Raw genomic sequence first — 23750 nt, 5'->3', positions numbered from 1 at the left:
ATGGGGCCTACGCGCATCTCGCGGCGCCGTTCGAGTTGGAGAAAGTCACGTTCCGCATCACGGGAAACCAGCTTCAAAGGCTCAACGCAGCCACTTTCGCCAGTAAAGCGTATGCGACCAGGCCCAGGGCGCCTCGGGCTCGTAGAGCCGATAACCTGCCTCGATGAAATTGTTGGCAGATGCCGGATTGTCCGTCGTATCGGAGACGATGCTATTCCATCCAAGACGCCGCCCTCGCGCCTCGATCGCCCGCATCAACCTGAGTTGAAGTCCTCGCCCCCGATGCCGCTGCAAAACCCCGACCCGGCAAAAATATCCGCTGTTTCGCACATGGGTCGACGGCACCACGCCGGCGAAGGCAACCGCGTCTTCCTCGTGATAGGCGAGCCACCACGCACCCGACCCGAATTGCGGCATGGCCGCCCCATCGAAGAATGTCAGCCGGTGCAAATCGCCGAGGATCTCGGCAGTCTCGTCATCGTCTGCATCGACGGTACGAATTTTGTACATAGGAATAGCCTAGTGAGGAGATCTTGAGTCCGCGACTGCGCCTCCAAGGCGGTCGAGGCTCACTTGCCCAGCACGACCTTGACACCGAGCCAGACCGCTCCCATCAGACCGGTCGCAATATCCGTTCAGAAAAGCCTGAACGGGAAGCTCAAGGGTCCTCCCTGGCGAGCGGCTTACTGCCCTCTGGAGACGCAGCGCGCCCTTGCCGAACCTGAGCTGAGCGCCAAAGCAGAAGCGTACGCCTACCCGAGAGATGGTGTTTACGCGGCGGGAACCGATTTCGACGAGCGCTGCGCAAAGTCAAGCGACACGGTCGTTGCATTCTCCGGAAAGTCGATCACGACAGCCTCGAACACGTGCAAGATCGAAAAGACGCGGGTCCAGCTTCCCGACACAGTCAGGATCGGCGCGACCTGCACACCGCAGGCAGCGCCGGGACCGGAGGCCGTCAGCGTACAACATATGGACCTCACGCCGGACCGCGAGAATCTGATGTTCAAGAAGATCGACGACAAGAGCGTCATCCTCTGGATCATCAAAGACGGACATTTCACTGGCGACGGCCGAAAGCTGTCCTATTGCAGCGACCAGGTGCAGCGTACCTACACTGCGCAACGCCGGACGAGCAAGCAGACCAAGAACTAGCGGAAGGGTCATCGAAACGAAAAACCCGCGGCCAATTGCACGGCGCGGGCTGAACCAACTAAATCTTGACGATGCCATTCTGCCAGTGTTTTGCCCGACGTGTCAACGATCCAATCGAAAATTCCGAATCGACATCCGTCAGCTCAAGCCCTCGTTCTCGGCTTCACTATCGCTCCCATCCTTCGGATGCACGATGACGCGCTCGACCCGGTGAACCAATTCCAGCGGCAGGTCTTCACCGTTCTCGACCGGCTGCGCGGCCTTGCCCCAGCCGCGGTCGAGGATGGCATTGGCCGCCGAGACGCGCGCTGCCGGCGTCGCATCATCGCTTCGCATGATGCCGACGAGGACACGGATGGCGGTCCTGGTGTGGCTGCGTGCCAGCGAGCGGATCTCGGTCAACGTCCGCGCCCGCGACGTCTTCCTGGTCGCGGGCAAGCGGACCGGCGCGCTCTCATGCTCGCTCTCCTCCTCGCTCAAGAGAACGTCTCCCACAGCGCGATTGCGACCAGGCCCGTGAGCGCGAGCGATATCAGGTAAAGCGTCATCGTCTCTCCTTGAGAAGAAAATGCGCGGCAGATCGCGCAATGAGGCGCGATCGTTTCGGGCGCGAACCCTATCTCCGTTCCCGGAGACCGCAGCGGCGCGGACAATGGCCCGGCGCCGCGGGCCGGCACGTTCGCGCGTGCACGGCCAGCAATGGTTCGGACGGCGGCACGCCGATCGGCGCTCCCTGAACGCGTATCAAGCAAGTGCGTGGCCGCTGTGCGTAGGCCACCGTCCGATTCTGGCATCGAGAACGAAAAAAACCCGCGGCGGATGTTTCCGCGCGGGTGAACCAAACTCGTCTCGATGATGTCATCATGCCGGTGTGTTGCCCGACGCGTCAAAACCTGTCTTGAAAATGAAGGAGCCCGCCGCAGAATTCTCCGCGCGGGCTGAACCAAACCTCTTTCGATGATGCCATTCTGCCAGTGTTTTGCCCGACGTGTCAAACGAACTTACGGGCTGCGTGCAAGTTAGCCCATCAGGAGGATCGGCCAATGACACTCAAGACGACGTCACAAGAGGCATCGCGAAACCTGCCGGGAGGCAAGCCGCGCAGTGATAACAAGCCGCGCATCGACAAGGCGCGCGACACGCAAGAGGCGATCATCCAAGACGCCGGCGAGACCGAGGACAGAGACCGCGACCTCGTGCACGGCGATGGCGGCACCCTCGACCTTCCCACGAAACCCGGCGATCTCTCAAAAGACGATTAGACGAACCGGCGGGCGGCGCGCGTTTCGATGATGCCGTTCCGGCGATGCTCGAGCCCGACCTGTCAAACATCCGTGCATGCGGCCGGCCCTGCCGGAACTTACCCGGCGAGCGGCGCGTTGATTCCTTCGTCAGAAGGAACGTTCGTGCGATGAGTCACACTGTCCTGGTTGTTGACGACGATCCCGCCGTCCTCGACGTGATCGTGGGCATGCTGGAAGATCTCGGCTACCAGGTGATCAGCGCCCAGAGCGGCGCGGACGCACTCGACCGGCTCGGGCAGAACCGAGACATTTCCATCCTCATCACGGATATCAACATGCCCGGCATGGATGGGCATGAGCTGGCGGAGCGCGCCAAGCGCATCCGTCCGGAGCTGAAGATGCTGCAATTGTCAGGTCGCGAGCCCCGGCGCGGCGGCCTGCCGATGATCCGGAAGCCGTTCTCGTTCGACGAGCTCGCCGACGTCATGCAGCGGACCACCGGCATTTGATGAACGTCGGGCCCAAAAGAAAATCCGCAGCGGATTGCTCCCGCGCGGGTTGAACCAAACTCTTTCGATGATGCCATTGTGCCAGTGTTTTGCCCGACGTGTCAAACAGGGCCGGACAAGAGAAGAGGTCTTCCTCCCAGCTAGATATGTGGTGCGCAAGGGGCTTGCTTCAAGTCCCCTTCCCTGCCGTAGAACCCGTGGCCCAGCCACACACCGAGGGGTCACGACATGCCTGTATTGCTTCCGAAGTCCCGTTTACGCCAGCAGGCACAGCCAGCCGGCGCAAGGACCGCAGCGATGGCCGATCATGCCGTCATCATTGCCGGCGGCGGCCCGACCGGGCTGATGCTGGCCGCTGAGCTCGCTCTCGCGAATGTCGACGTCGCGGTGGTCGAGCGCCGCAGCAACCAAGACCTGATCGGCACGCGCGCCGGTGGACTGCACGCGCGCACCATCGAGATCCTCGATCAGCGTGGCGTCGCAGACCGCTTTCTGCGCGAGGGCCAGATCACCCAGCTCGCCGGCTTCGCCTGGACGCGGCTCGACATCAGCGACCTCCCCACAAGGCACGCTTACGGCCTCGTGCTCCGGCAGAGCCACATCGAACGCATCCTCGCCGGCTGGGTCGAAGAGCTCGCAGTGCCGGTCTATCGAGGCTTCGAGGTGACGGGTTTTGCGCAGGATGAGACCGGCATCGATGTCGTGCTGTCCGGCGGCGAGACGCTGCGCGCAAACTATCTCGTCGGCTGCGACGGCGGTCGCAGCCTGGTGCGCAAGGCTGTTGGCATCGACTTCGCCGGTTTCGATCCGACGCTCAGCAACCTCATGGCCGAGGTCGAGATGCGCGATGCCCCCGCCTTTGGCCTACGTCACGACGCGCTCGGCTTTCACGGCCTCAGCAAGACCGAAAGCGGACGCGTGCTGGTCGTCGTGACGGAAGCGACGCTCGATCGCACCGGCGAGCCCACATTGCGCGATCTCAGCGAGGCCCTTGTCGCGGTCTACGGCACCGACTTCGGTCTCGAGAATCCCGCCTGGATCTCCCGCTTCACCGATGCGGCACGGCAGGCGGTGTCTTATCGCAAAGGACGCGTGCTGCTCGCGGGCGATGCCGCGCATATCCATCACTCCGTTGGCGGGCAAGGCCTCAACACCGGCGTGCAGGATGCCGTCAATCTCGGCTGGAAGCTCGCGCAGGTGGTCAATCGCATGTCGCCCGACAGCCTGCTCGACACCTACCACGCCGAGCGCCATCCCGTCGCGGCGCGCGTGCTGCAAAACGCCATGGCGCAGATCGCCCTGCTCCGCCGCGGCGACGACGGCCTCAAGGCCGCGCGTGATGCCGTCGCCGAACTGCTCGCCATGGACCAGCCGCGCCAGCGTTTTGGCGCGATGATGAGCGGTCTCGACATTCACTATGATCTTGGCGAGGGACACGCGCTGCTCGGCCGCCGCATGCCCGACCTCGATCTGACGGTCGAAGGACAGAAGCTGAGATTGTTCACGCTGCTGCACGGCGCGCGCGGCGTGCTGCTTGGTTTCGGCAAGCCCGGTGGCATTGACATCACGCCCTGGGCCGATCGCATCGGTGTCATCAATGCCGACTACGACGGCCCATGGGAGCTTCCAGCCCTTGGACCGGTCGCAGCGCCAGACGCAGTGCTCGTGCGGCCCGACGGCCATGTGGCCTGGGTGGGAGACGAAGGCCAGCGCGGACTTGCGGAAGCGTTGGCGAGATGGTTCGGAGCAGCGGCAGCGACGTAGCGCATGAAGGTCTCGCTGCCGTCTAAACACAAGGCCCGCGGTATCCCGCGGGCCTTGTCTGAACTATTTCGATGATGCCATTCTGCCAGTGTTTTTGCCCGACGTGTCAAACGATTGAGCTCGAAGACATTACGCGGCTGCGTAGTCAGTCTTCACTCCGGGCGAAGCAGTGGCCGTATCCAGCGCGAGAACCACTCCTCAGCGTCGTTGTGCGGATTGCCCGGACCATCCACTCCGAAGATCGGCGGTGGAATGAGGTAGCTTGGCTCATCCGCGAATATACCTATCGGCTTGCTCGTCTGCGGTTGCCGGCCGTCAGCGGTCGGCACGGTCCAACGGCCAAACCGCTCATTGAATTCGGTAGAGGGCAGATATGGGAGCGGCGCAGTGCCAGACGAGAACACGCTGCCCGCATTCGACGCGTTAACACGGGTGAGACGCCGCACATCTTCGGGCGCGACAGCTTCCGCGGTAGGAGTGTCGAGCACTTCCTGTACGTTCGAGGGCTGCGCGAGCGGAGTGCCTGCCGAGATGTCGGTCCAACGTCCGAAGCGATCAGCAAAGGGGCTGGCCTGAACCGCCTGCGCGTCGTGTGCCGGACGGCCGAAGTCGAACGGATTGTAAGGAGCCGCCCCTTTGGAGAAAACACTTCCATCTGCAACGTTGGCATCACCTGAGACACTCGCTGAAAAAGCAGGTCGGGTGAGAGCGGCCGCAGTCGCACCTGCGAGTAACCTAGCACCGAGCCCCTGCAATCCAGGTATCATCAGGGCGCCCGCACCAAGCACACCCGCTCCCATCAACAAGGCGGAGCCTCCATCAGGAGGTATCGGCGGCCCTAACACAGGTGAGCCATCAGTGAACATCAGCGGTTGGCTTGTCTCGGAATGGAATTGCAAGACTTGCGGCTCCGATGGAGCAGCCCTTGTTGGAGGTAATTGCCCAAAGCCTCGCGGATCGACCACCGGGAAGCCGGGCGGTCCATAGGTTTGAAGCGGACTTGGCGTGAATCCCTCCGGTCGATCCAAATCTCCAGGTAGAGACGGAGTAAAGCCGGGCAGACGCGTATCGATAACGGGGGCAACGAGGCCAGGCAGATCGGGAACAGGTCCAACAGGCGCGAAGTGCTGAGAAATATGCGAACTGGAGTGGTATCGCGCCAAGATCGCTATCCTGTCCGCGAGACTGAGAGTGTCGTCCGGAAGGAGGATAGGACCGCGCAGAGCGGCTTCCCATTGGTTAGCGCCATGGAGTTGGTCGACGGTATCCAGCATCTGCTGAATGTTGTCTCGATTCTCTTTGGCATACGTTCGCCAATTTGCGTACCAGTCTTCGATACGCCTGTTCGCGTCCTCCTGTGTCATTCCCGAGGGTGTATTGGTGAGCAAGTGTCCCTTCGCGAGAGCATACTTCGCAGCGGCGAGAAAGCTGCTCATCTCGGCATCAAGTTGATCAATGGCAGCGGTATCGCCTTCCTGAGCAGCGGCGAAGGACGGGTGCGACTGGAGTTGACCAAGAAACTTGCAAAAAATCTTGCTATAGTTCCCGAGATGACCTCCTGAATGAGGACTTGATCCTAGCTCGCGAGCTGCTTGTACATCTGATGGCAGAGCTATCAAATTCTTGATGCCATTGAGGCTGAAACGATTGCCCAAGACCTTGAGTGTGAAGTGGCGCGCAAGGCTCTGTGGCAAGATGTGATGGATCTGAAGCATGCTATCCTCTTGCCTTACGCAAGGCATCAGTGTGCGTGGCCCCAAGCCGTTTGGTGCCCGCATGCGAGTGGAGATTTTGATCGCTTATCTTTGCCGTAGGTGAAGCGGCAGCTAGTAACCCATAGCGGCGTCGAGACTCATGAACGCCGCTCCATGCAATTGCCTAAGGCAAGCATTCTCGCAGGAGGCCACCGCCAAGAAACGCCTGCCTGCTGCGAAGAAGAGCCAACAAAAAAGCCCGCGAAATCCTCGCGAGCGTCACCCAAGATCTTCTGGATTATCGCACTCCGCCGGTGTTTGTCCGACGTGTCAACGAGCAAACCTGGAGCCACAACGCCTTCCGTTCGTAACGCTCGATGAGCCACGCCTCAAGAGCAAGGCTTTTCCATTTCCATAGGCTGGATTCTCAGCCATGGAATCTCACCATCGGCGGCAGCTGCGCGTAAGCTCAATACTTGGTCGCATCGGTGAATCCGATGCCCCTCATGCCCGCTTCCTTGCAAGCATCCTTGACGACCTCGTCGCAGACTATCATTGGATAAAAGCGAAGCCTGAAGATATGGGCCGCTCCGACACTATCCTCTTTGAAGAGGAGACAGCTTCTTGCACTCAGATCGTAAACCTTACGATCGGGTGTGGGATAATCGATCTTGAGAACCGACCTCTCTTCGTCGACGACATCGAGAACCCGGATGACGTCGCAAAGCCAATACGTAGGCGCTGCGCGACCGTCTCGATATCGTGTCTCGCATCTGACAAAACGAACTCCCTCCAAATCTAACGTCTCAAGAAGGATCTTCATCCGGTCGGAAGCGAGCCAGTAGTCGTGAAAGAGCTCCCAGTCCCTGGGAGCGCGACCGAGAGACTTGTCGATCACGAGCCGCGGTGGTTCAGGAAAAGGCACGAAGCCCCGCCCCGGTGGTGCAATGAGTATTTTGCGCACGCCGGCGACAACCTCGAGATTTTCCATCTCCCATCCCGGCGCCGTTTGAAGCCTGAAGTCCAAACCTACGACATAGAATCTTCGAGCCTTTGCCTTGCCATGGCGCTTCTCTGGAAAGGAATGAACCATCCGTTTTCTCTCGTTTACACACGGGCCTATGATGTGCTGACGATACCCCCCTACGCGAAGTCATCAGTACTGAAAAGCACCGGGCCCTCCAAAAACATCAGACTTCTTGTAACGATCCGCGATGCGCTCGTCCTGCATTTGCCCCGATAATGTCGCCATCCTTCACCACGTTTCCGTGCTCTATCAGACAGACGGAGAGTCCAGCCACCTTGTCAATCAGTGCCAGAAGCGTGAGCTTAGCTGGCCACAGACGGCTTTGATGTTCGTCACTCATGACTGAGCCTTATTGAACATCGTGCCTGCAACGCCACCCGGCGGAGACGACGATACTGCCCAACAAAAAAGCCCGCGGCATCCCGCGGGCTTGATCCGGATTCTTTCGATGATGCCACTCTGCCAGTGTTTTGCCCGACGTGTCAAACGATCGGTCCAAGCACCGCACCTCACGATATCGACGAGTGGGACGCAGCTCATTGAGACGAGCGTGCGAAGTCATCAGTACAAGAGAACACAGGCAACTCGCCAAAAACCTCGGAATTCCTATATCGAACAGCGATACGCTCGTCCTCATTTGCGCCGATCGTATCGCCATCCTTCACCACGTTTCCATGCTCGATCAGATAGACGGAGAGTCCGGCCACCTTGTCGATCAGGGCCGGCAACGTCAGCTTTCCAGTCCTGAACTCGATCTCGCGTCCGACGAAGGAGGACAATCCCACCGTGATTGCGCCGATCTTCCCATCCGACTGGAAGGGAAGAATGTCGACCCACAGCGTGAAGGGATAGTCGGGGAACGGCGCAAACGATCGGCTGGACATGTCCCGCCAGAGATCAGAGGGCCGCGCGACCTGGCCAGCCCACACCACGCCGCAGCATTCCGGCATTGCGGCGATCAACGCGCCGATCACTGCGGTGGTGACGCGCGCGGCGACGAGCGGCCGCTCGTTCTTTCCCACCATCGAGACGATCAGGTGACCTCGATGCCGGGTGGCTGCCGCCTTGCTCTCCGGCCACGTCCTGGCAGCGCGCGCCCACAGGCCAGTATCCTCCGGAATGGGAGCCGGCATCGACATGACCGCAACAAGCTCATTGCCGCAGTGAATCAGCGGCGAGTTGGCCTTAGCCTGTCGCACGCCGCCATCTTCATTCGGCCCAGTTGCCAAATCCGGATGCCGCTCGCGAAGGATCCTGGCAACGGCGGACATATCGGGCGTGGCCGGACGGTCCAACAAGACCAAAGCGAGAAGCGCGTTACTCATGGACTGCCCCGCGGAAAGTTTGGCACGAGATCCGCGTCTCGCCCAAAGGTTGAACCCGTCCGGTCGCCTAGAACAAAAAGGGAACAATGTCAATCGACGTTTCGCACCCGCCCCACCGCCTCCGGCAGCGACGCCAGCAGCAACACGACGCACACCGCCAGCAGCACGATGTCCTTGAACAGGAATTCTCCGGCGAGATTCCAAGCCATCGGATCGGTCGAGAGCGACCACTTCACCACGCCGGGCGTGGTGAAGAAGAACGAGAACGTGACGGCGAAGGTGACGACGCCCATGAAGGCGCCGATTGCCGAGAGCAACGGGTTGAAGGCGCCGGCGATCAGCAGCGCGGCGATGGCGAATTCGGTGACGCCCAGGAAGTAGGCCTCGCCGCGCAGGCCGAACACCTGGAGCCAGGAGATGAACGGGCTGTTGGTGATGAACTGCGCGATGCCTTGCGCCGATTGCGGCGTGAATTTCTGCATGCCGAACGAGATGAAGATGATCACCATGACCCAGCGCAGGATGGCGAGCGGCCGGTAGGATCCGGTGCCGTGCTCGGCGACATTGAAGGTCGTTCTCATTGGACGTGTTTTCCCCTGGCTGCTCCGCGCGTCTCGCGGGTTGCCGGTGATACGCGGCAAGCTTCAGGTCCGTTACGTCCGCTTTCGTCACGATGCCTTCACGACCTCGTGGGCGCACCCCGGCAACAGCCGCGGCCGGGAACGAGCGGCAGGACGCGGCGTTGCATCACCATGCATGGATTCATGCCCGATCCCCTGTTGGCGCGCGCCGACGCCGTCCTCCTCGAGGCCGAACGGCTTAACCTCGCCTTGATGCGCAAGCGCGCGATCGCCGAGGCCATTTGCGCCCATGCCAGCCAAACCCGCACGCTGCAAACCGGCCTGCTGCCGGCAGTCGCGATCGCCCTGACCGTCAGCGCTCGTCGTCCTGCAGCGGAGCGCTAGGCTCGCTGGGGAACGGCTCATAGGTCTTGCGGCCCAGAAACGTATCCGGCAACGCCTGCTTCAGGATCTCGAGCGATCGCGCCAGGATCTCGAGTGTATACGCGTTCTGCTCCGCGATCGCGGCTACCTCGTCGTGAATGCGTCGACGCGCGCGGTCTTCCGGCATGGCCGTGCTCCCCTTGCGCTTTGCAGGCGGGAGCACGCTCGGTCTCTCAGCCACCGACGCCCACGGACAGAGCCTTGGCCGGTGATGGAGATCAACGATCTGAGCCTGCCTTTGTTCAAAAGTGACCTGTGCCTGTGTTCAAAAGTGAACTTTGCATCAAGGTGAGTAAGTCGCTCAAAGCGCTGAATTCACTTGGCAAATTTAATGCGGACAAACCATCAAATGATACTGACACATCGCTTTCCGATGCATTAGGCTTTGTCCCATCACCGCAAGGCTCGTGGCATTTACCGGTGATGAGATCGCCAGATTGCGCTCCCGCCCTGCTCGAACAAGGGAGACGCGCCATGAACACACGGCGTCGCATCAAACAAACCAAATCGCTTTCCGAACGTCTCGCGGACGAAGCCGCACGCTGTCGCGAGGAAGCCCGAGCGCTGGCGCCGGGGCGCCGCCGCGAGATGCTGCTGCGCCGGGCGCGGCAGGACGAGATGGCCGTGCAGATCGAGGACTGGTTGCGATCGCCCGGCCTGAGGGCGCCGACATGATGCAGCAATACCGCGCCTATCTCGTCGGCGACAACGGCGTTTTCCGCTCCGCCGAGGCTTTCGAGGCCATGTCCGACGCCTCCGCCCTCACCTTCGCGCGGCAGTTCACGCGCCACGGCAAGGTCGAGGTCTGGCAGCTCGGCCGCAAGATCGCGGTGCTGGAGCCCGAGCAGCAGCCGAAGCAGCTCTCGCGTCAATGATCGCGCGTGTGCGACCGCGACTTGAAATTCTCGATCTCGAACGAGAATGTCACCTGCATCAAGGGACCGCCGTCGTCGCGAACCTCGATCGCCATCGTCTGCCTGCCGCCGGCTGGCAGGGCGGAGAGCATGGCATCGCGCGCCATGTCGGCGAGCGACTTGGCGGCTTCGGCCTGGACGGCGCGTGGACTGGCCAATTCCAGCCCTTCCTCATCGAGCGCTAATCCGCTTTCGTCGCGAAGGTCGAAGTAGTATCTGGGCATCTTCGCAGTCCTTTTACCTATGTTAATTTTGGCGCAGGCAAAGGTTTCTTGCGGGATGCAAAAATTTGTCTTGGGATCAGCGAGTTCCGGGAACGGCGCCGATGCTGCGGGGGGAGCGCCCGCTCACTCCTCCGCCAGCTTGCGCGCAATGTAGGCGTCCACCGTCTCTGCGAACGAGCGCTGCACGCCGACCGCGGCCACGTGCTGGTCGCGTGCGTCGAGCTGGAGCACGCACAGCCCCCGCCCACGCGCGCCGGCCGGCGTGACGGCCAGATATTGATCGATGGCGGTCTCGGCGAGCGGGATCGCCTGCGGATCGCCCCTCGCGATCAGGAGCCGCAGGAAGCTCTGGCAATCGGCCAAACCCGGCATGGGAGCGTGCCTCATCCGCGTGGGGATTTCGGCTTCGGCGTCCTGACGGGCTGGGTGTGGGTGCCGAACAGCGCCAAGAGCAACGCGACTTCTTCCTTCGAACCGACCTGGATCATGATTGTTTCTCCTTTTCGCTCGATTGGTCGAGATCGCGAGCGAAGGAGTTCAGGACAATCGGGTTTCAGGATTGTTTCAGCCGTGTTTCGCCGCCGAGACGGTCACGCTTCGGTCCCCGGCGGAGCTGTCGGCCGAAGCGACACAATCTCCTCGCTCTCCGCCAACTGCTCGTACGCTTCGGCCACTTTCACGTAATGGTCGCGGGTGTCTGCGTCGGCCATGATATCGGCCTTCGCCCGCAGTTCTTCGGCCTGATACCGGTATCGTTTTGCGATGTCCGCGCGGTCCATGCCGACAATGTATTCCGGAACGAGGCCCCCTTCCAGCCGCGTTGTGTACATTTTTGCACTATTGGTGCCTTCCGACTCCACGCCTCCCGTCATGCCGCGACCGACTCACGGCAAGCCTCTGTTCACCCTTCAGACAGATAGGTGAACGGCGACCCGCGCCCACCTTCAGGTCACCTTCATGATCCCGGTTCTAAACCCCGCGCGGACGAAACGGCATGTAGGTAGGACCATGTCCTTTGACCCGATGGCCGCGGTGGTCGATTGGCTTGATGCCTACCGCGCCGGCGATATCGAGACCATTCTGGGAATGTATGCCGACGACGCGGTGATCCACTGCGGCTGCGGCCGCATGAAAGCCAGCTCAGGCAAAGACGGCCGGCGCGCCTACTGGGTCGATCGTCTCAAGGCTTATCCCGCCTCGCGCCTGGAGAACCTCCAGCCGTCAGGGAATGCGACGGTCATCTCATACATCGCGCGCGGCGCCGTCGTGAGCGCGAGCCTGACCTTCAACGCGAGGGGGCTAATCGCCTCGCACATGTGCGGTCCCTCGAACTAGCTGCGTCCCGATTCAACTCTGCGGCAATCCCGTCAGATCGCCGGCTCGACCCGGATGCGAGGCAAGGCGAAAGAAACGGGACATGATGGCAATCGTTCCCAACGCCTCGTAATTCACGCTCGATCGAAGCGAGAGCGCGTGCTGCGGCACTCCGCATCATCGAACCGAGCAACCAATTCGAATCTCACTCGTTGTCGCCCGCACAATCACTTACAGGAGACAACAACATGTCACGTCTAAGTTTGCTGGCCGCAGCCTTCTTGCTGCTCGCCTCTGCGCCCGCGGGCGCCCAGTCGCAGCCCGCGCAGAGCGGGCCGGGCAACAACGCCGTCAACAGCTCGGACCAGAACAACGCGAACAAGCCGGTCGCCGGCCGCAACAGCTTCACCGAGGGCCAGGCGAAATCGCGGATCGAGGATGCCGGCTATTCCAACGTCTCCGGCCTGCAGAAGGACGACCAGGGCGTCTGGCGCGGCAAAGCCGACAAGGCCGGCACCAAGTCCGACGTCAGCGTCGACTTCCAGGGCAACGTGAACCCCACCAAGTAACGAGGAGACCTTCCAGATGACGATCACCATCTCTCGCCTGTACGACAATTATTCCGATGCCGAGCAGGCCGTCAGCCGACTCGAAAGCGCCGGCGTGCCGCACTCCGACATCAGCATCGTCGCCAACAATTCGGACAATTGGTACGGCTCAAAGAGCGGCAAGGTCGACCGTGACCGCGACGGCGTCGACGATCGCGCCGAAGGCGCCGGTGCGGGTGCCGGCATCGGCGCCGGTGTCGGCGGCGCGGCAGGCCTTCTCGCCGGCCTCGGCCTGCTCGCCATTCCCGGCCTCGGGCCGGTGGTGGCGGCGGGATGGCTCGCCTCGACCGCCGTCGGCGCGGCTGCAGGCGCAGCCACCGGCGGCATCGTCGGCGCGCTGACCCAGGCCGGCGTCTCCAAGGAAGACGCATCGCGCTATGCCGAAGGCATCCGCCGTGGCGGCACGCTCGTCTCCGCGAAGGTGCCCGACAACGATCGCGCACGCCTGGATGCGCTGCTGCATGAGAGGTCCGTGAACCTTGGGGAGCGCAGCTCCGCCTGGCAGAAGGCGGGATGGACCGACTTCGATGCGGCAAGCCCGCCGCTGTCGCCGGAGGATGTCGGCCGTCAGCGCGAGCTTTACGGCGTGGGCACGCGGCGATAGGTGCCGTTGGACCCAACACCGACATCGTCAAGAAAAAAGGCCCCAGCTTCAGGGCGGTGAAGCTGGGGCCTGTTCAGGCTGCTAATGGGGGGAAGCAGCCGTCACCCCCTTTGGGGAAGGGCTCGGGAAAACTCGGCAATCGGTAAACCGTTCCACCGTCGACCGCAGAATTCACGCTTGCCCGGACACGCCATTCGGTCAGGGCTCCCATCCGAGAAGCAGAGCGATGAGGGCCGCAACGATGATCGCCAGCCAAACCATCGAAATGGTGAAGGAGGCAAAGTGCCAATCTACGTCGCGGCGCCTGGAGTGCATTCTTTCTCCGTTCGTGGGCCGTCGGTCGACGCCTCAGCAGTCGTCGTTGCCCCTGTTCCCGCCGCCATGATGACGATAAACCCCGCCTCCGCCGGAATGCGCAATCGCATCGGACGTGAGGGAGGTCGACAGCAGCAGGGCGAGGGTTGGAGGTGTCACCACAGCGAACTTTCCGCAGGTCTTCAGAAATTGGCGACGGTCGTCGTCGGATGTCGTTGACATGGCGATTCCCTCCTGGACGCGCCATGCATTAAATGCCTCAACTAAATTATATAAATTTAACCATGTTAATGGGGCGATCACGAAGTGCCGTGCGCCAGCGGACGAGGCCATGTCCTCGGAGGCTCCGAATCCCGCAAAAAGCTTTTCGGAATCTGCGAATTACTCGCGCGATCTGGCCAGCATGACCAGCGTATCTTCGCGGGCTTACCGTTCCTGAGCGGGAACAGGCAGGACCCAAAATAATGCGATGCACCTTGCTAAATGTAAGTGCGCAACTTGGCGGACCTTTGCCAGTATTTCCCGGTGGTCCACGGGGCGGCCTCAGGAAACGGCCAACAGGTAGGGACTGGCAATGCATCTTTTCAGCCGGACGTATGATGTAGCGGTTCTTCGCGAACAACTCGAGGCGCTCGTTTCCCAGCTTGAGGAGCTGGAAGAACTGCAAATGCGGGTTCGTATGGCCGAGCAGGCGATGATGGGGCGAACTGGAGCAGCAAGGCAAGGAAAGGTGCGCAGACTACCGAGTTTTCCCGCCGCCCATCCCCCGGGGTGACGCGGTCAAGTCAAACTTTATCTAAAAACACCGCATCGAATTCGGCGGAATGAAATCTCTTCGCGCCATGCTGGGACATGTCGCTTTGCTCCCGCTAGCGCAAGACGCGATCGGGACCGCTTCGGAGAGACCACCGATGTACTACGTCGCCGCTGCATTGCTGGTGCTGTCGGGACTGTTCTATTCCGCCGGCCATCACGAGCTCGGCCAGCTCGGCGCGGACGTGTGCCGCTACGGCGGCCCGTTCTGCGACAATCCGGTGCTCGTTTTCACAGGCGCGGCACTGGCCGCGGCCTGGGGCATGTTCGTCAGCGTCAAGTAGCGCCGGCTCGCACCCATCGCGTGAGGAGCCTCCGCGGGGCGGTCGAGTGCATCGACGCGTCTTGCGATGATCTACTTATACAGGTGTTTTGCCCGACGGGTCAACTTTATTTCACATAATCCGAAATAAGCGTCGGTTATCCGCGGTGCGCGCGATCAAGAGCTCCGATGAAGCTCAGGCGACCGTCTCCGCCCCCTCGTCGCTTTTGGCGAGGGAAGCCGATATCCAGCAGCGAACGCCGGCCGGATCGAATTCCAGGCGGAAGCGCCCGGCGAGGTCGCGGCTTGCATGCTCGATGAGGCGGCTGCCGAAGCCACGGCGGCTCGGCGGAGCAACGAGCGGGCCGCCGCTTTCGCGCCAGCTGAGATCGACCTCGTCATCGCGCGCGTCCCAGCAGATCTCGACCCGGCCCTCCGGGCTGGACAATGCGCCGTACTTCGCCGCATTGGTGGCAAGCTCGTGCAGGGCCAGCGAGAGCGCCAGCGCCTGTGTCGGCAGCACGACCAGCGAAGGACCGCGGAGCACGATCTGGCTCACCGGGAATGGCGCGATGGCGCGTGCCACGAGATCCGACAGATCGGCGCCCACCCAGGCCCGCGCGGTCAGGAGATCATGCGCTCCGGCCAGGGCAAGCAAGCGCGCATTGACCGTCTTGCGCGCCATCTCGACATCGGCCGCGCCGCGAAGCGTCTGATTGACGATCGACTGCACCGTGGCAAGCGTATTCTTCACCCGATGGTTGAGCTCATTGGTGAGCAGGCGCTGCAGCTCCTCCGCCTGCTTCAGTTCGGAGAGATCCCGGCTCGCGCCGGCGATCGCGACCGGCTTGCGCTCGACACCCTCACCTTCGAACTCCACGAGGCCCCAGGCGCTCAGCCACCGCCAACTGCCATCGAGCTGCTTGACGCGATACTCGACATCGTAGCGGCCATCACTCGCGGGATCGAGCGCCTTGGCAACGCGCGCCCACATCAGGTCCATGTCGTCAGGGTGAAACTTGGCCTCGACGCCGTCCTTGTCGTGGAGAAAGCGTGCCTCGGTCAGGCCATAGAGCCGCTGGGCGTTGTGATCATAGATGCAGATGTTGTCGGCCATGGTGTAACGCCACGTCCCCATCTTGGAGGCGATCATGGCGAGGTCGAAGGTGCGCTGCTGCCGCTCGAGCGCAACCCGCATCTCGTGTTCCTGGGTGACGTCCTGGAAACAATTGATGCCGCCCACCACCGCGCCGTCGTCGTCGCGCAGAGGGCCGACATTGATGCGCGCCACCCATCGTCGTCCGTCGGGATTGTGGACGACCGCCTCCACGCCCTCAAAGCTTTGGCCGGTCTGCACGGCATGCGCCATCGGCGTGGCGTCGGGCGGGATGAAATCGCCTTCCAGGCTTTCGAACCGAAATGAACCGCAGAATCTCTGCGCGGGATCGAGCAGCTTCGGCGCCCTGCCCCAGAGCTGGACCGCCCGATGATTGACACGAACGATCCGCCCCTCGACGTCGCACGCGTAGACGCCGATCGGAAGCGCATCGAGTATGGCCTGGTCGAGCGCCAAAAACGAAGCGAACAGCGCCGGCGTCGGGACCGGGAGGTCGAATTTCAGGAGGGACATACGGCACGGTAGCCATTAACCGCACGCACGGCAACGCAGCCGGCGGCTACTTTATTTTTGAATTTGCCTCGGGAACCTTTTCCATTCGGCTTGCCCGGAGAGCATGAACGGCTCGAACGCTCGCCACGTTCGACAGGCCGGGTCGTGGTCGGCGAAGGCTTGGGCGCTCGCCAACAACACGCTCGCGTGCCGGGACTCGCGCGTGCTCGCGACGAGCCCATTTCCTTCTCGACCAAAGCCCCAAGCAGCGAAACGTGGGTTGCAACGCGGCCGCTGTAGGAACTTCCGGCAATGATCGCGCTTAATCGTTGAATTCGAAATTACGGAAGGCCTGCCCTGTCGAGCCGATCAAAACACCGCCCCGCCAAGCACGACAGCGGCGACGCACCAACGACGTCCCGGCTGGGGCTGTTGAAGCGGCTGGGGCCGGGCCTGATCACCGGGGCGGCCGACGACGATCCATCAGGCATCGCCACCTATTCGCAAGCCGGCGCGCAATTCGGCTTCGGGCTGCTCTGGACGGTGTTTCTGACCACGCCGTTCATGATCGCGATCCAACTCGTGAGCGCGCGGATCGGCCGGGTCACCGGCAAGGGGCTCGCCGCCAACATCATGCAGCTTGCGCCGCGCTGGGCCGTGCTCGCGCTCGTGTCCATGCTCGTCGCGGCGAACACGTTCAACATCGCGGCCGACATCGCCGCAATGGCGGAGGCGCTCGGGCTCGTGATCGGCGGGCTCCATCACGAACACGCGCTGATCTTCGCGGCCGGCTCGACCCTGCTCCAGGTCTTCCTGCCCTATCGCCGCTATTCGCCGGTGCTGAAATTTCTCACGCTGGCGCTGTTCGCCTATGTCGCGACCGCCTTCACCGTCGAGATCCCGTGGAGCACGGCGCTGCTGGCCGCGGTGTGGCCCAAGGCGAATGTCAGCGCCGACTATTTCATGATGGTTGTCGCCATGCTCGGCACCACAATCAGCCCTTACCTGTTCTTCTGGCAGGCCTCGCAGGAAGTCGAGGAGATGAACCAGGGCAAGCGCGACAAGCCGCTGCGCGATCTGCCGAGCGGCGGCGATCCGGAACTGGCGCGCATCAGGATCGAGACCATCTCCGGCATGTTGCTATCCAACGGCATCGCCTTCTTCATCATCCTGACCACCGCTTCGGTGCTGAATGCCAACGGGGTGACCAAGATCAATTCGGCGACGGAAGCCGCCGAAGCGCTGCGGCCGCTCGCCGGCGACTTCACCTTCGCGCTGTTCGCGCTCGGCATCATCGGCACGGGCCTCTTGGCGATCCCGGTGCTGGCGGGCTCGGCGGCTTACGGCGTCGCCGAGATCTTCGGCTGGCGTGCCACGCTCGAGGCGAAGCCCGAGAAGGCGGTCGGCTTCTATACCATCATCGCCGCCGCAACCATCATCGGCTTTGGCCTCGGCTTCACCGGGATCGATTCGATTCACATGCTGGTGTGGAGCGCCGTGCTCAACGGAATCGTCGCCGTCCCCATCATGGCGATGATGATGCTGATCGTCTCGAGCTGGGCGATCATGGGTCGCTTCAGGGCCCGTTCATGGCTGATCGCGCTGGGCTGGCTCGGCACCGCGCTGATGGCGCTGGCCGTCCTCGCCCTGCTCGGCTCGTCCGTGATCGGCTGACGAGAACGACGGCGACATCACCTTCACCCGCCGCGCTACTCCACCCCTCGCGCGGCGTGCTGATCAGCCGTCAGGATCTGATCGGAAATCGCGGCCCCACTCATGGTAAGCAGCGCCAGTATCGAGATCATGGCGAGAAATTTCATGGCTGGATCGTCGATTCCGATTGTGGCCAAAAGACGTGGGAACCGTCATGCTGTCCCCACCGAAAACTACGGGGTTTTCGCAGCAACGGTGCTTTCCGGGCCCCCCTCGCCGGGCTTCCCGGCGGCGTGTCACTGGCCCGACATTGCGGCTGGAGCGGGCTTGCGGCCGGACCACAAGAAAAACAGTGCCCCGCCGGGGTCAAGGGAGCGACATGACCAAATCATCAAAAACAACAAGTCTCGAAATCCTCGCCTGCGATGCGGGCTGGCGAAACTATCATTTCGTCAAGCTGACGACGGAGGACGGCATCGTCGGCTGGAGCGAGTTCGACGAGGGGTTCGGCTCGCCCGGCGTCGGCGCCGCGATCCAGCGTCTATCCGCCCGCGTCATCGGCCAGAACGTTTTCCAGCACGAACGCATCTACGCCGAGCTGTTCGCAGCGACGCGGCCCGCTGCCGGCGGCGTTGTGGCGCAGGCGCTCGGCGCGATCGAGAATGCACTGCTCGACGCCAAGGCAAAGTGTCTCGGTGTGCCCTGCTATGAACTGCTCGGCGGCAAGATTCGCGATCGCGTCAGGGTCTACTGGTCGCATTGCGCGACGTGGCGGATCAATCATCCCTCCTGGTACAAGCCGCCGATCGACAGCCTCGACGGCGTCAAGGCGATGGGCCGCGAGGTACGCGAGAAGAAGTTCACCGCGCTCAAGACCAACATCTTCTCCTACGACGACGGCAAGCCGACCGGCTGGCGACCGGGCTTCGGCTCGCCTTTCGCGCCCGAGATCAACGTCGATCGCAAGATCCTCCGTGACTTGCGCACGCATCTGGAAGCGATCCGTGACGGCGCCGGCCCCGACGTCGACATCCTCCTTGACTGCAATTTCAACGCCAAGACCGAAGGCTATCTGAAGATCCTGCGCACCATCGCTGACCTCGACATGTTCTGGATCGAGATCGACAGCTTCAATCCGGAAGCGCTGGGCTATCTCCGCCGGCAGAGCCCGCATCCGATCTCGTCCTGCGAGACGCTATTGGGCCTGCGCGAATTCCTGCCCTACTTCCACCAGCAAGCAATGGACGTGGCGATCATCGACACGCCCTGGAACGGCGTCTGGCAGTCGATGAAGATCGCCACCGCCGCCGAGGCGTTCGAGGTCAACGTCGCGCCGCATAATTTTTACGGCCATCTCTGCTCGATGATGAACGCTCATTTCTGCGCCGCTGTGCCGAACCTGCGCATCATGGAGATCGATATCGACCGTCTCGCTTGGGACCACGAGCTCTTCACGCACGCGCCGGAGATCCAGAATGGTCATCTGGTCGTCCCTGATCGCCCGGGCTGGGGCACCGAACCAAATGAGGAGGCATTGCGCGCGTATCCACCGAAGGCCAGCGGCGGATTGCTCAGCTACGGTCGCAAGAGCTGACGAGAGCTACGGCGTCACGGGATTGACGGTCGGGGAGGTCTTCGGCCCCGGCCGCTCGGGCTCGACGGGCGATTTCGGCTCGGTCGGAAGTACCTTGGCGCCCGCGGCGTGCGCAGCCTCGCCAGTGGTTGCGTACATCGCGACATGGGCCGGCTGAGTCTTGGCGCGATTCCACGGTCCGTGGTCGACGATCAGCATCGCCGCAATCGTCAACCCGGCAACGATAAGCGCGATCACGCCGGGGTGACGAAGCGCCGTAGAGATGGAGTTCGCGAAACGATCAGTCGTCATCAGAAGGGTCCGCTATTGTCCTGTCCCAGGTTAATTCAATAGCGCCGTCCTGGTTCCCGCTGGGTTCCAGTGGTTCCTGGCCCAGGCGAGGGACATGTCTTTCATCGTTCAACCGAATTCACTCGCCCGGTGCGATAGCATTGCTCGGCGTAGGCCGGTCGGTGATCTGCTGACCGAACAGGCTGCCGATCAGCTCGACAGCCGTACGCGCGGTGCGGCCGCGCTCGTCCAGGAACGGATTGAGCTCGACGACATCGACCGACCCGACCACGCCGGAATCGTGCAACAGCTCCATGATCAGATGCGCCTCGCGATAGGTCGCCCCACCCGGCACCGTGGTGCCCACGCCCGGCGCCACGCACGGGTCGAGAAAATCGACATCGAAGCTGACATGCAACACGCCATTGCTTGCCTTGACCCGCTCGATGACGCGCCGGATCAAGACAGCGACGCCGAATTCGTCGATCTGGCGCATGTCGACAACCCTGATCCGACGCGCCCGCATCAATTCCTTTTCGAGCTTGTCGATCGACCGCGCGCCGAACAGATCGAGCCTATCAGGAGCGATCGAGGCGCGCGGATCATCACCCAACAGACCGTCGAGGCCGGGCTCGCCGCACAGGAACGCGGCCGACATGCCATGCATATTGGCCGTGATCGTCGTTTCCGGCGTGTTGTAGTCGGCATGCGCATCAAGCCAAAGCACGAACAGCTCGCGGCCGCGCTCCTGCCAATGGCGTGCCATTGCGTTGACCGAGCCCATCGACAGCGTGTGATCGCCGCCGAGGAAGATCGGCAGCGCGCCGGTTTCCGCGATCTCATGGCCTCTGCGGCTCAACAAACGCGTCCAGCGCTGGATTTCGCGGTAGTGATTGGCCTTCTCGGGCGCGCTGTCAGCGAGGTCCCGGACCTCGGCCACGGAAAGATCGCCATAGTCGACGACCTCGAAATCGAGGCTCTCCAGCACGGTCGCGAGGCCTGCCGTGCGCAGCGCCGCCGGGCCCATCAAGGTGCCGCGCTGCGAAGCGCCCATGTCGATGGGAGCGCCGAGCAAGGCGATGCGCCGGGTTCGATCCGTCACGATTCGATCGGTCACGGCTGTCTCCTGACGTCAGCAAAGCTCCCGCCAGCCTAACAGAGATTCGTATCCGTCGTTTCCCGGAGAAGTCGAGCGCGGGGGCGTGTCATTCCGGAACAAAACCCCGGGCGCCGAATTGCCCATCCAAGGCCGGCACCCGCCGTAAAAACCACGGCGCCTGTCGCGGATAGCCAAAGGTCGCAAGACCCGCTGTTCAGAACGAGCGCTCGCGAGGATAGCCAAAGGTGCCGGCCTCCAACATCGGACTTGGAGGTCGCGCAGTTGAGCACGGAGATACCGCAGTCCAATCCCCCACCCGGCATGGCCGAACGTGCCATCGATGCAGCGACGGACGTATCCCGCACCATCGGTGAAGTCGCCGGAGGTCTGCATGCAGCGGTCGACCGTCTTACCTCTTCGATCGAGGAAGCGCGAAAGCCGGGCCGCCCGCTCGCGACGGTTGCCGCGATCACGCGCGAAGCGCCGCTGACCAGCTTGTTCGTTGCTTTCCTGTTCGGCGTTGCGATTGCGCGTCGGCGCTAAAATCGAGGCCGCCCCGTTCAGGCAGCAGTGACGGCGGGGCACTCGACCGTCAGGGATTGCCGATCGAATACTTCCACCGGCATCGGACTGCCGAAGAAATATCCTTGCCCTTCCTCGCATCCCATCCTCACCAGCAAGTCGGCCCGTGGCGCGGTTCTCTATCCCTTCAGCCACGTCCGTGAGACCGAACTGCGCCTCGACCAAAAGCTGAATTTCCGCGACTGGACCGGTTATCAGCTCTACGTTTTTGGCGACGCCGGCGCAGTCTGGAACGACGGTCACCGCTTGAGTGACGGCCTGGCGCCGACATCGGCCGGAGCTGGCGTGCGATTCTTCCTGTCGGACGATCTCCAGGCCGACCTCGCGGTGGCCGTCCCCTTGAGCTACCGGGCGCCGGACAACGAGCGCCGGAGCCCGCGCTTCCTGCTCACACCGTCCAGCGCGCTGCGGCTCTGCCCCGAGGGCGGCAAGGCCGGTTGTCTCTAGTCGTTCAAAGTGGCAGGACACGCGGCGCTATTGCGGCTTGCTCCACAGAGTTGCCTAAATTTAATCCCGTAACGTGCTCACGATCGCTCGATCCGGGAGCTCCCAATGATCATATTCAGTCAAAAGTGATTTGAGACGGAAACCATGAAGAGGGTGTTTGCAATCCTGGCGTTTCTCTGTGTCCTCGGCGTCGGCGAATACTTCGTTGTCAGCCGGTTCGCGATCCGCCATGAGACTTTGACTCTGTTCGACGCTTCGCGCCAACGGCCGATCTCGGTCGAGGTCGCGGTGCGCCGCGACTACGAGACCAAGGCCAATCTTGGCCTCTGGAAGCTGCCGCTCGCCATCATCAGCAACGGCAACACGGTCAAGGCTACGGAATATTCCTTCCTCGCCAACGTGCTCGCTGCACGCGGCTATCTGGTTGCCAGCATCCAACAGGACCTGCCGAGCGATCCGCCACTGATGACCCATGTCGGCGAGCAATATGTCGGCCGCCATCAAGTCTATATCCGATGCGAGGCCAACATTCTCTTTGCGCTGGGCGAACTGAAGAGGCGGCAGGAGAACGTCGATTACGACCACATCACCCTCGTTGGCCATTCCAACGGCGGCGATGTCTCGATGTATGTGGCCCATCAGCACCCGGAGCTGGTGTCGAAGGTGATCACGCTCGACAATCTGCGGGTGCCGTTCGTGCTCAGCGATAACTTGAAGATCCTGTCGTTCCGCTCGAAGGACCCACATTTCCAGACCGACCCGGGCGTGCTGCCGACGCCGGAGGAGGCGAAGGCACGCGGTATCGACATCATCAATACCGGCGCGCAGCACACCGAGATGAGCGATCGCGGCCCCGACGCGGTCAAGGAGAAGATCCAGGCGACGCTCGACCGCTTCCTGCGTGACAGCGCCAGCAGCGCGCTCGCGCCGGCCGATACGAAAAGCCCGATGATCATGAACCCCGGTGACTATTAGCCGGAAACCCGTTTGCGGCAGACCAAGGCAATTCCGGGCCGGTCACGATAGGAAGGGCCTTCGCCACCCCGGAGAGGCACGGGTCGCACTATGCGCCGGTAGCGCGCCAGCCAATCGCGAGCCTGCCCAAAACTGCAAATCCCTGCCGGACGGCCGACAGGGATCAGCAGAAAGGATGGTGGACGGCAAATGAGTATCATTCGGCGCCCATCATGGACCTGCACCGGGACCAGAATGCGCATCACGCCGCCCCGCAGGATCAATTTGTGGGCATGCAGCGCGGCACCAACGGAATCAGGATTTGCCCTTGCCCGGTTGCATGAAACTGCCGCTCATCTGGCGCATGTGGTCCCCGGCGCTGGTAAACTGACTGCGCAGGAAGTCGGACTGAATTCGCATCGCTTCCTGAAGATCTGTGGCGTGAACGAGCTTGCGAGCGTGCTCGAACGCCGATTTCATGTTCTGCTCGGTGAAAGCGAGCGCCTGCTTCGACACGTCCGTCCCGGCGCCCGGAACGGACGACATCGATTTGGTGGCGGCTTCGAAAAACATGCCGAAGGCCTTTTCCGCCTGGTCAATCGTCTTCTCGGCCAAGTCGCGCAGTTCGGCCGGAACTTCAAGTTTCGGTTCGATCATGGTCGTACTCCTCCCTTTTTCTTACTGAATACCACACTTGCCCGATCGCCTTCCAGCGGCCAGCCCCAGAGCAAAAGTCGCCCGGCGGGCCGAATCTGACAGGAAAACG

Annotated in this window: 29 protein-coding genes and 2 pseudogenes; 16 read left to right on the top strand and 15 right to left on the bottom strand. The window is 62.2% G+C overall.

What is annotated here, in order from left to right; genetic code table 11:
* Positions 1-81 precede the first annotated feature (81 nt).
* Positions 82-510, bottom strand: a complete 429-nt coding sequence (locus NLM27_RS05565) for a GNAT family N-acetyltransferase (protein ID WP_254142389.1) — start codon at positions 508-510, stop codon at positions 82-84.
* 63 nt (positions 511-573) lie between these two features.
* Between NLM27_RS05565 and NLM27_RS05560 the strand changes: the two genes are divergently transcribed.
* On the top strand, positions 574-1155 hold the full coding sequence (locus NLM27_RS05560) for a hypothetical protein (protein WP_254142388.1): 582 nt from the start codon (positions 574-576) through the stop codon (positions 1153-1155).
* Between the two features lie 138 nt (positions 1156-1293).
* On the opposite strand, the gene NLM27_RS05555 is transcribed toward NLM27_RS05560, so the two are convergent.
* Entirely contained in the window at positions 1294-1593 is a 300-nt protein-coding gene (locus NLM27_RS05555; protein ID WP_254148761.1) for a hypothetical protein, read from the bottom strand.
* A 605-nt stretch (positions 1594-2198) separates the two neighbouring features.
* On the opposite strand from NLM27_RS05555, the gene NLM27_RS05550 reads away from it, so the two are divergent.
* The 3 genes from NLM27_RS05550 to NLM27_RS05540 all read left to right on the top strand — a co-directional run bounded on the left by NLM27_RS05550 (position 2199) and on the right by NLM27_RS05540 (position 4672).
* Positions 2199-2417, top strand: a complete 219-nt coding sequence (locus NLM27_RS05550; RefSeq protein ID WP_254142387.1) for a hypothetical protein — start codon at positions 2199-2201, stop codon at positions 2415-2417.
* Positions 2418-2566: 149 nt separating this feature from the next.
* Positions 2567-2908, top strand: a complete 342-nt coding sequence (locus tag NLM27_RS05545; protein ID WP_254142386.1) for a response regulator — start codon at positions 2567-2569, stop codon at positions 2906-2908.
* Positions 2909-3136: 228 nt separating this feature from the next.
* Positions 3137-4672, top strand: coding sequence for an FAD-dependent monooxygenase (locus tag NLM27_RS05540; protein ID WP_254142385.1), 1536 nt, complete (start codon positions 3137-3139; stop codon positions 4670-4672).
* A 152-nt stretch (positions 4673-4824) separates the two neighbouring features.
* On the opposite strand, the gene NLM27_RS05535 is transcribed toward NLM27_RS05540, so the two are convergent.
* The 4 genes from NLM27_RS05535 to NLM27_RS05520 form a co-directional block, all read right to left on the bottom strand.
* A complete protein-coding gene (locus NLM27_RS05535) occupies positions 4825-6387 on the bottom strand; it encodes an AHH domain-containing protein (RefSeq protein WP_254142384.1) in 1563 nt (520 codons plus the stop codon).
* Between the two features lie 448 nt (positions 6388-6835).
* On the bottom strand, positions 6836-7459 hold the full coding sequence (locus tag NLM27_RS05530; RefSeq protein WP_254142383.1) for an imm11 family protein: 624 nt from the start codon (positions 7457-7459) through the stop codon (positions 6836-6838).
* 470 nt (positions 7460-7929) lie between these two features.
* Entirely contained in the window at positions 7930-8811 is an 882-nt protein-coding gene (locus NLM27_RS05525; RefSeq protein ID WP_254142382.1) for a DUF4261 domain-containing protein, read from the bottom strand.
* A complete protein-coding gene (locus NLM27_RS05520) occupies positions 8808-9299 on the bottom strand; it encodes a DUF417 family protein (protein ID WP_254142381.1) in 492 nt (163 codons plus the stop codon). Before NLM27_RS05520 ends, NLM27_RS05525 begins: the two co-directional genes overlap by 4 nt.
* 183 nt (positions 9300-9482) lie before the next feature.
* Here NLM27_RS05520 and NLM27_RS05515 point away from each other — a divergent pair, with 183 nt between their 5' ends.
* Positions 9483-9683 carry a hypothetical protein gene (locus NLM27_RS05515; RefSeq protein WP_254142380.1) on the top strand — a complete coding sequence of 67 codons (201 nt, stop codon included), beginning with the start codon at positions 9483-9485 and terminating at the stop codon, positions 9681-9683.
* Here the strand turns inward: NLM27_RS05515 and NLM27_RS05510 are convergent.
* A complete protein-coding gene (locus tag NLM27_RS05510; protein ID WP_254142379.1) occupies positions 9652-9849 on the bottom strand; it encodes a hypothetical protein in 198 nt (65 codons plus the stop codon). The two genes, NLM27_RS05515 and NLM27_RS05510, sit on opposite strands and share 32 nt — an antisense overlap.
* Before the next feature lie 347 nt (positions 9850-10196).
* Here NLM27_RS05510 and NLM27_RS05505 point away from each other — a divergent pair, with 347 nt between their 5' ends.
* Together NLM27_RS05505 and NLM27_RS05500 are read left to right on the top strand one after the other, a co-directional pair.
* Positions 10197-10397, top strand: coding sequence for a hypothetical protein (locus NLM27_RS05505; protein ID WP_254148760.1), 201 nt, complete (start codon positions 10197-10199; stop codon positions 10395-10397).
* Positions 10394-10597 carry a hypothetical protein gene (locus NLM27_RS05500; RefSeq protein ID WP_254142378.1) on the top strand — a complete coding sequence of 68 codons (204 nt, stop codon included), beginning with the start codon at positions 10394-10396 and terminating at the stop codon, positions 10595-10597. Before NLM27_RS05505 ends, NLM27_RS05500 begins: the two co-directional genes overlap by 4 nt.
* Here the strand turns inward: NLM27_RS05500 and NLM27_RS05495 are convergent.
* From NLM27_RS05495 to NLM27_RS05485, 3 genes are all read right to left on the bottom strand, one after another.
* On the bottom strand, positions 10591-10860 hold the full coding sequence (locus NLM27_RS05495; RefSeq protein WP_254142377.1) for a DUF6894 family protein: 270 nt from the start codon (positions 10858-10860) through the stop codon (positions 10591-10593). The two genes, NLM27_RS05500 and NLM27_RS05495, sit on opposite strands and share 7 nt — an antisense overlap.
* Positions 10861-10983: 123 nt before the next feature.
* Positions 10984-11232, bottom strand: coding sequence for a hypothetical protein (locus NLM27_RS05490; RefSeq protein ID WP_254142376.1), 249 nt, complete (start codon positions 11230-11232; stop codon positions 10984-10986).
* 218 nt (positions 11233-11450) lie between these two features.
* Positions 11451-11732 carry a hypothetical protein gene (locus NLM27_RS05485; RefSeq protein WP_254142375.1) on the bottom strand — a complete coding sequence of 94 codons (282 nt, stop codon included), beginning with the start codon at positions 11730-11732 and terminating at the stop codon, positions 11451-11453.
* 136 nt (positions 11733-11868) lie between these two features.
* Here NLM27_RS05485 and NLM27_RS05480 point away from each other — a divergent pair, with 136 nt between their 5' ends.
* The 3 genes from NLM27_RS05480 to NLM27_RS05470 all read left to right on the top strand — a co-directional run bounded on the left by NLM27_RS05480 (position 11869) and on the right by NLM27_RS05470 (position 13386).
* Positions 11869-12195, top strand: coding sequence for a nuclear transport factor 2 family protein (locus tag NLM27_RS05480; RefSeq protein ID WP_254142374.1), 327 nt, complete (start codon positions 11869-11871; stop codon positions 12193-12195).
* Between the two features lie 227 nt (positions 12196-12422).
* Entirely contained in the window at positions 12423-12743 is a 321-nt protein-coding gene (locus tag NLM27_RS05475) for a hypothetical protein (RefSeq protein ID WP_254142373.1), read from the top strand.
* Between the two features lie 16 nt (positions 12744-12759).
* Positions 12760-13386, top strand: coding sequence for a general stress protein (locus NLM27_RS05470; RefSeq protein WP_254142372.1), 627 nt, complete (start codon positions 12760-12762; stop codon positions 13384-13386).
* A 357-nt stretch (positions 13387-13743) separates the two neighbouring features.
* On the opposite strand, the pseudogene NLM27_RS05465 reads toward NLM27_RS05470, so the two are convergent.
* A pseudogene (locus NLM27_RS05465) lies at positions 13744-13923 on the bottom strand (hypothetical protein); the annotation flags it as partial.
* A gap of 689 nt (positions 13924-14612) precedes the next feature.
* Here NLM27_RS05465 and NLM27_RS05460 point away from each other — a divergent pair.
* Positions 14613-14798 carry a hypothetical protein gene (locus NLM27_RS05460; protein WP_254142370.1) on the top strand — a complete coding sequence of 62 codons (186 nt, stop codon included), beginning with the start codon at positions 14613-14615 and terminating at the stop codon, positions 14796-14798.
* A 174-nt stretch (positions 14799-14972) separates the two neighbouring features.
* On the opposite strand, the gene NLM27_RS05455 is transcribed toward NLM27_RS05460, so the two are convergent.
* Entirely contained in the window at positions 14973-16406 is a 1434-nt protein-coding gene (locus NLM27_RS05455) for a sensor histidine kinase (RefSeq protein ID WP_254142369.1), read from the bottom strand.
* A gap of 408 nt (positions 16407-16814) precedes the next feature.
* Here NLM27_RS05455 and NLM27_RS05450 point away from each other — a divergent pair, with 408 nt between their 5' ends.
* Complete coding sequence (locus NLM27_RS05450; protein ID WP_254148759.1) at positions 16815-18059, top strand: NRAMP family divalent metal transporter; 1245 nt, start codon at positions 16815-16817, stop codon at positions 18057-18059.
* 358 nt (positions 18060-18417) lie between these two features.
* Positions 18418-19632, top strand: a complete 1215-nt coding sequence (locus NLM27_RS05445; RefSeq protein ID WP_254142368.1) for a mandelate racemase/muconate lactonizing enzyme family protein — start codon at positions 18418-18420, stop codon at positions 19630-19632.
* Between the two features lie 6 nt (positions 19633-19638).
* On the opposite strand, the gene NLM27_RS05440 is transcribed toward NLM27_RS05445, so the two are convergent.
* Complete coding sequence (locus NLM27_RS05440) at positions 19639-19923, bottom strand: hypothetical protein (protein WP_254142367.1); 285 nt, start codon at positions 19921-19923, stop codon at positions 19639-19641.
* 118 nt (positions 19924-20041) lie between these two features.
* Entirely contained in the window at positions 20042-21019 is a 978-nt protein-coding gene (gene rocF / locus NLM27_RS05435; protein ID WP_254142366.1) for an arginase, read from the bottom strand.
* 264 nt (positions 21020-21283) lie between these two features.
* Between rocF and NLM27_RS05430 the strand changes: the two genes are divergently transcribed.
* The 3 genes and pseudogenes from NLM27_RS05430 (at position 21284) to NLM27_RS05420 (ending at position 23005) form a co-directional block, all read left to right on the top strand.
* Positions 21284-21544 (top strand): hypothetical protein, encoded by a 261-nt coding sequence (locus NLM27_RS05430; protein WP_254142365.1) that lies wholly within the window; start codon positions 21284-21286, stop codon positions 21542-21544.
* Between the two features lie 186 nt (positions 21545-21730).
* Positions 21731-22030, top strand: a pseudogene (locus tag NLM27_RS05425) (ShlB/FhaC/HecB family hemolysin secretion/activation protein); the annotation flags it as partial.
* 144 nt (positions 22031-22174) lie between these two features.
* The gene (locus NLM27_RS05420; protein WP_254142364.1) at positions 22175-23005 is read left to right on the top strand and encodes an alpha/beta fold hydrolase; all 831 of its coding nucleotides are present in this window, start codon (positions 22175-22177) and stop codon (positions 23003-23005) included.
* 294 nt (positions 23006-23299) lie between these two features.
* On the opposite strand, the gene NLM27_RS05415 is transcribed toward NLM27_RS05420, so the two are convergent.
* Positions 23300-23641 carry a phasin gene (locus NLM27_RS05415; protein ID WP_254142363.1) on the bottom strand — a complete coding sequence of 114 codons (342 nt, stop codon included), beginning with the start codon at positions 23639-23641 and terminating at the stop codon, positions 23300-23302.
* Positions 23642-23750 lie beyond the last annotated feature (109 nt).

Source organism: Bradyrhizobium sp. CCGB12 (assembly GCF_024199845.1).
Classification (GTDB): Bacteria; Pseudomonadota; Alphaproteobacteria; order Rhizobiales; family Xanthobacteraceae; genus Bradyrhizobium.
The sequence above is the reverse complement of the archived record's forward strand: the minus strand, read 5'-3'. Positions and strand labels throughout refer to the sequence as shown.

Excerpts from the sequence above, each read along its gene's own strand:
- NLM27_RS05565 (WP_254142389.1), bottom strand. The coding sequence starts at position 510 with ATGTACAAAATTCGTACCGTCGATGCAGACGATGACGAGACTGCCGAG.
- NLM27_RS05550 (WP_254142387.1), top strand. The coding sequence starts at position 2,199 with ATGACACTCAAGACGACGTCACAAGAGGCATCGCGAAACCTGCCGGGA.
- NLM27_RS05545 (WP_254142386.1), top strand. The coding sequence starts at position 2,567 with ATGAGTCACACTGTCCTGGTTGTTGACGACGATCCCGCCGTCCTCGAC.
- NLM27_RS05540 (WP_254142385.1), top strand. The coding sequence starts at position 3,137 with ATGCCTGTATTGCTTCCGAAGTCCCGTTTACGCCAGCAGGCACAGCCA.
- NLM27_RS05535 (WP_254142384.1), bottom strand. The coding sequence starts at position 6,387 with ATGCTTCAGATCCATCACATCTTGCCACAGAGCCTTGCGCGCCACTTC.
- NLM27_RS05530 (WP_254142383.1), bottom strand. The coding sequence starts at position 7,459 with ATGGTTCATTCCTTTCCAGAGAAGCGCCATGGCAAGGCAAAGGCTCGA.
- NLM27_RS05520 (WP_254142381.1), bottom strand. The coding sequence starts at position 9,299 with ATGAGAACGACCTTCAATGTCGCCGAGCACGGCACCGGATCCTACCGG.
- NLM27_RS05515 (WP_254142380.1), top strand. The coding sequence starts at position 9,483 with ATGCCCGATCCCCTGTTGGCGCGCGCCGACGCCGTCCTCCTCGAGGCC.
- NLM27_RS05510 (WP_254142379.1), bottom strand. The coding sequence starts at position 9,849 with ATGCCGGAAGACCGCGCGCGTCGACGCATTCACGACGAGGTAGCCGCG.
- NLM27_RS05505 (WP_254148760.1), top strand. The coding sequence starts at position 10,197 with ATGAACACACGGCGTCGCATCAAACAAACCAAATCGCTTTCCGAACGT.
- NLM27_RS05500 (WP_254142378.1), top strand. The coding sequence starts at position 10,394 with ATGATGCAGCAATACCGCGCCTATCTCGTCGGCGACAACGGCGTTTTC.
- NLM27_RS05495 (WP_254142377.1), bottom strand. The coding sequence starts at position 10,860 with ATGCCCAGATACTACTTCGACCTTCGCGACGAAAGCGGATTAGCGCTC.
- NLM27_RS05490 (WP_254142376.1), bottom strand. The coding sequence starts at position 11,232 with ATGCCGGGTTTGGCCGATTGCCAGAGCTTCCTGCGGCTCCTGATCGCG.
- NLM27_RS05485 (WP_254142375.1), bottom strand. The coding sequence starts at position 11,732 with ATGACGGGAGGCGTGGAGTCGGAAGGCACCAATAGTGCAAAAATGTAC.
- NLM27_RS05480 (WP_254142374.1), top strand. The coding sequence starts at position 11,869 with ATGTCCTTTGACCCGATGGCCGCGGTGGTCGATTGGCTTGATGCCTAC.
- NLM27_RS05475 (WP_254142373.1), top strand. The coding sequence starts at position 12,423 with ATGTCACGTCTAAGTTTGCTGGCCGCAGCCTTCTTGCTGCTCGCCTCT.
- NLM27_RS05470 (WP_254142372.1), top strand. The coding sequence starts at position 12,760 with ATGACGATCACCATCTCTCGCCTGTACGACAATTATTCCGATGCCGAG.
- NLM27_RS05460 (WP_254142370.1), top strand. The coding sequence starts at position 14,613 with ATGTACTACGTCGCCGCTGCATTGCTGGTGCTGTCGGGACTGTTCTAT.
- NLM27_RS05455 (WP_254142369.1), bottom strand. The coding sequence starts at position 16,406 with ATGTCCCTCCTGAAATTCGACCTCCCGGTCCCGACGCCGGCGCTGTTC.
- NLM27_RS05445 (WP_254142368.1), top strand. The coding sequence starts at position 18,418 with ATGACCAAATCATCAAAAACAACAAGTCTCGAAATCCTCGCCTGCGAT.
- NLM27_RS05440 (WP_254142367.1), bottom strand. The coding sequence starts at position 19,923 with ATGACGACTGATCGTTTCGCGAACTCCATCTCTACGGCGCTTCGTCAC.
- NLM27_RS05420 (WP_254142364.1), top strand. The coding sequence starts at position 22,175 with ATGAAGAGGGTGTTTGCAATCCTGGCGTTTCTCTGTGTCCTCGGCGTC.
- NLM27_RS05415 (WP_254142363.1), bottom strand. The coding sequence starts at position 23,641 with ATGATCGAACCGAAACTTGAAGTTCCGGCCGAACTGCGCGACTTGGCC.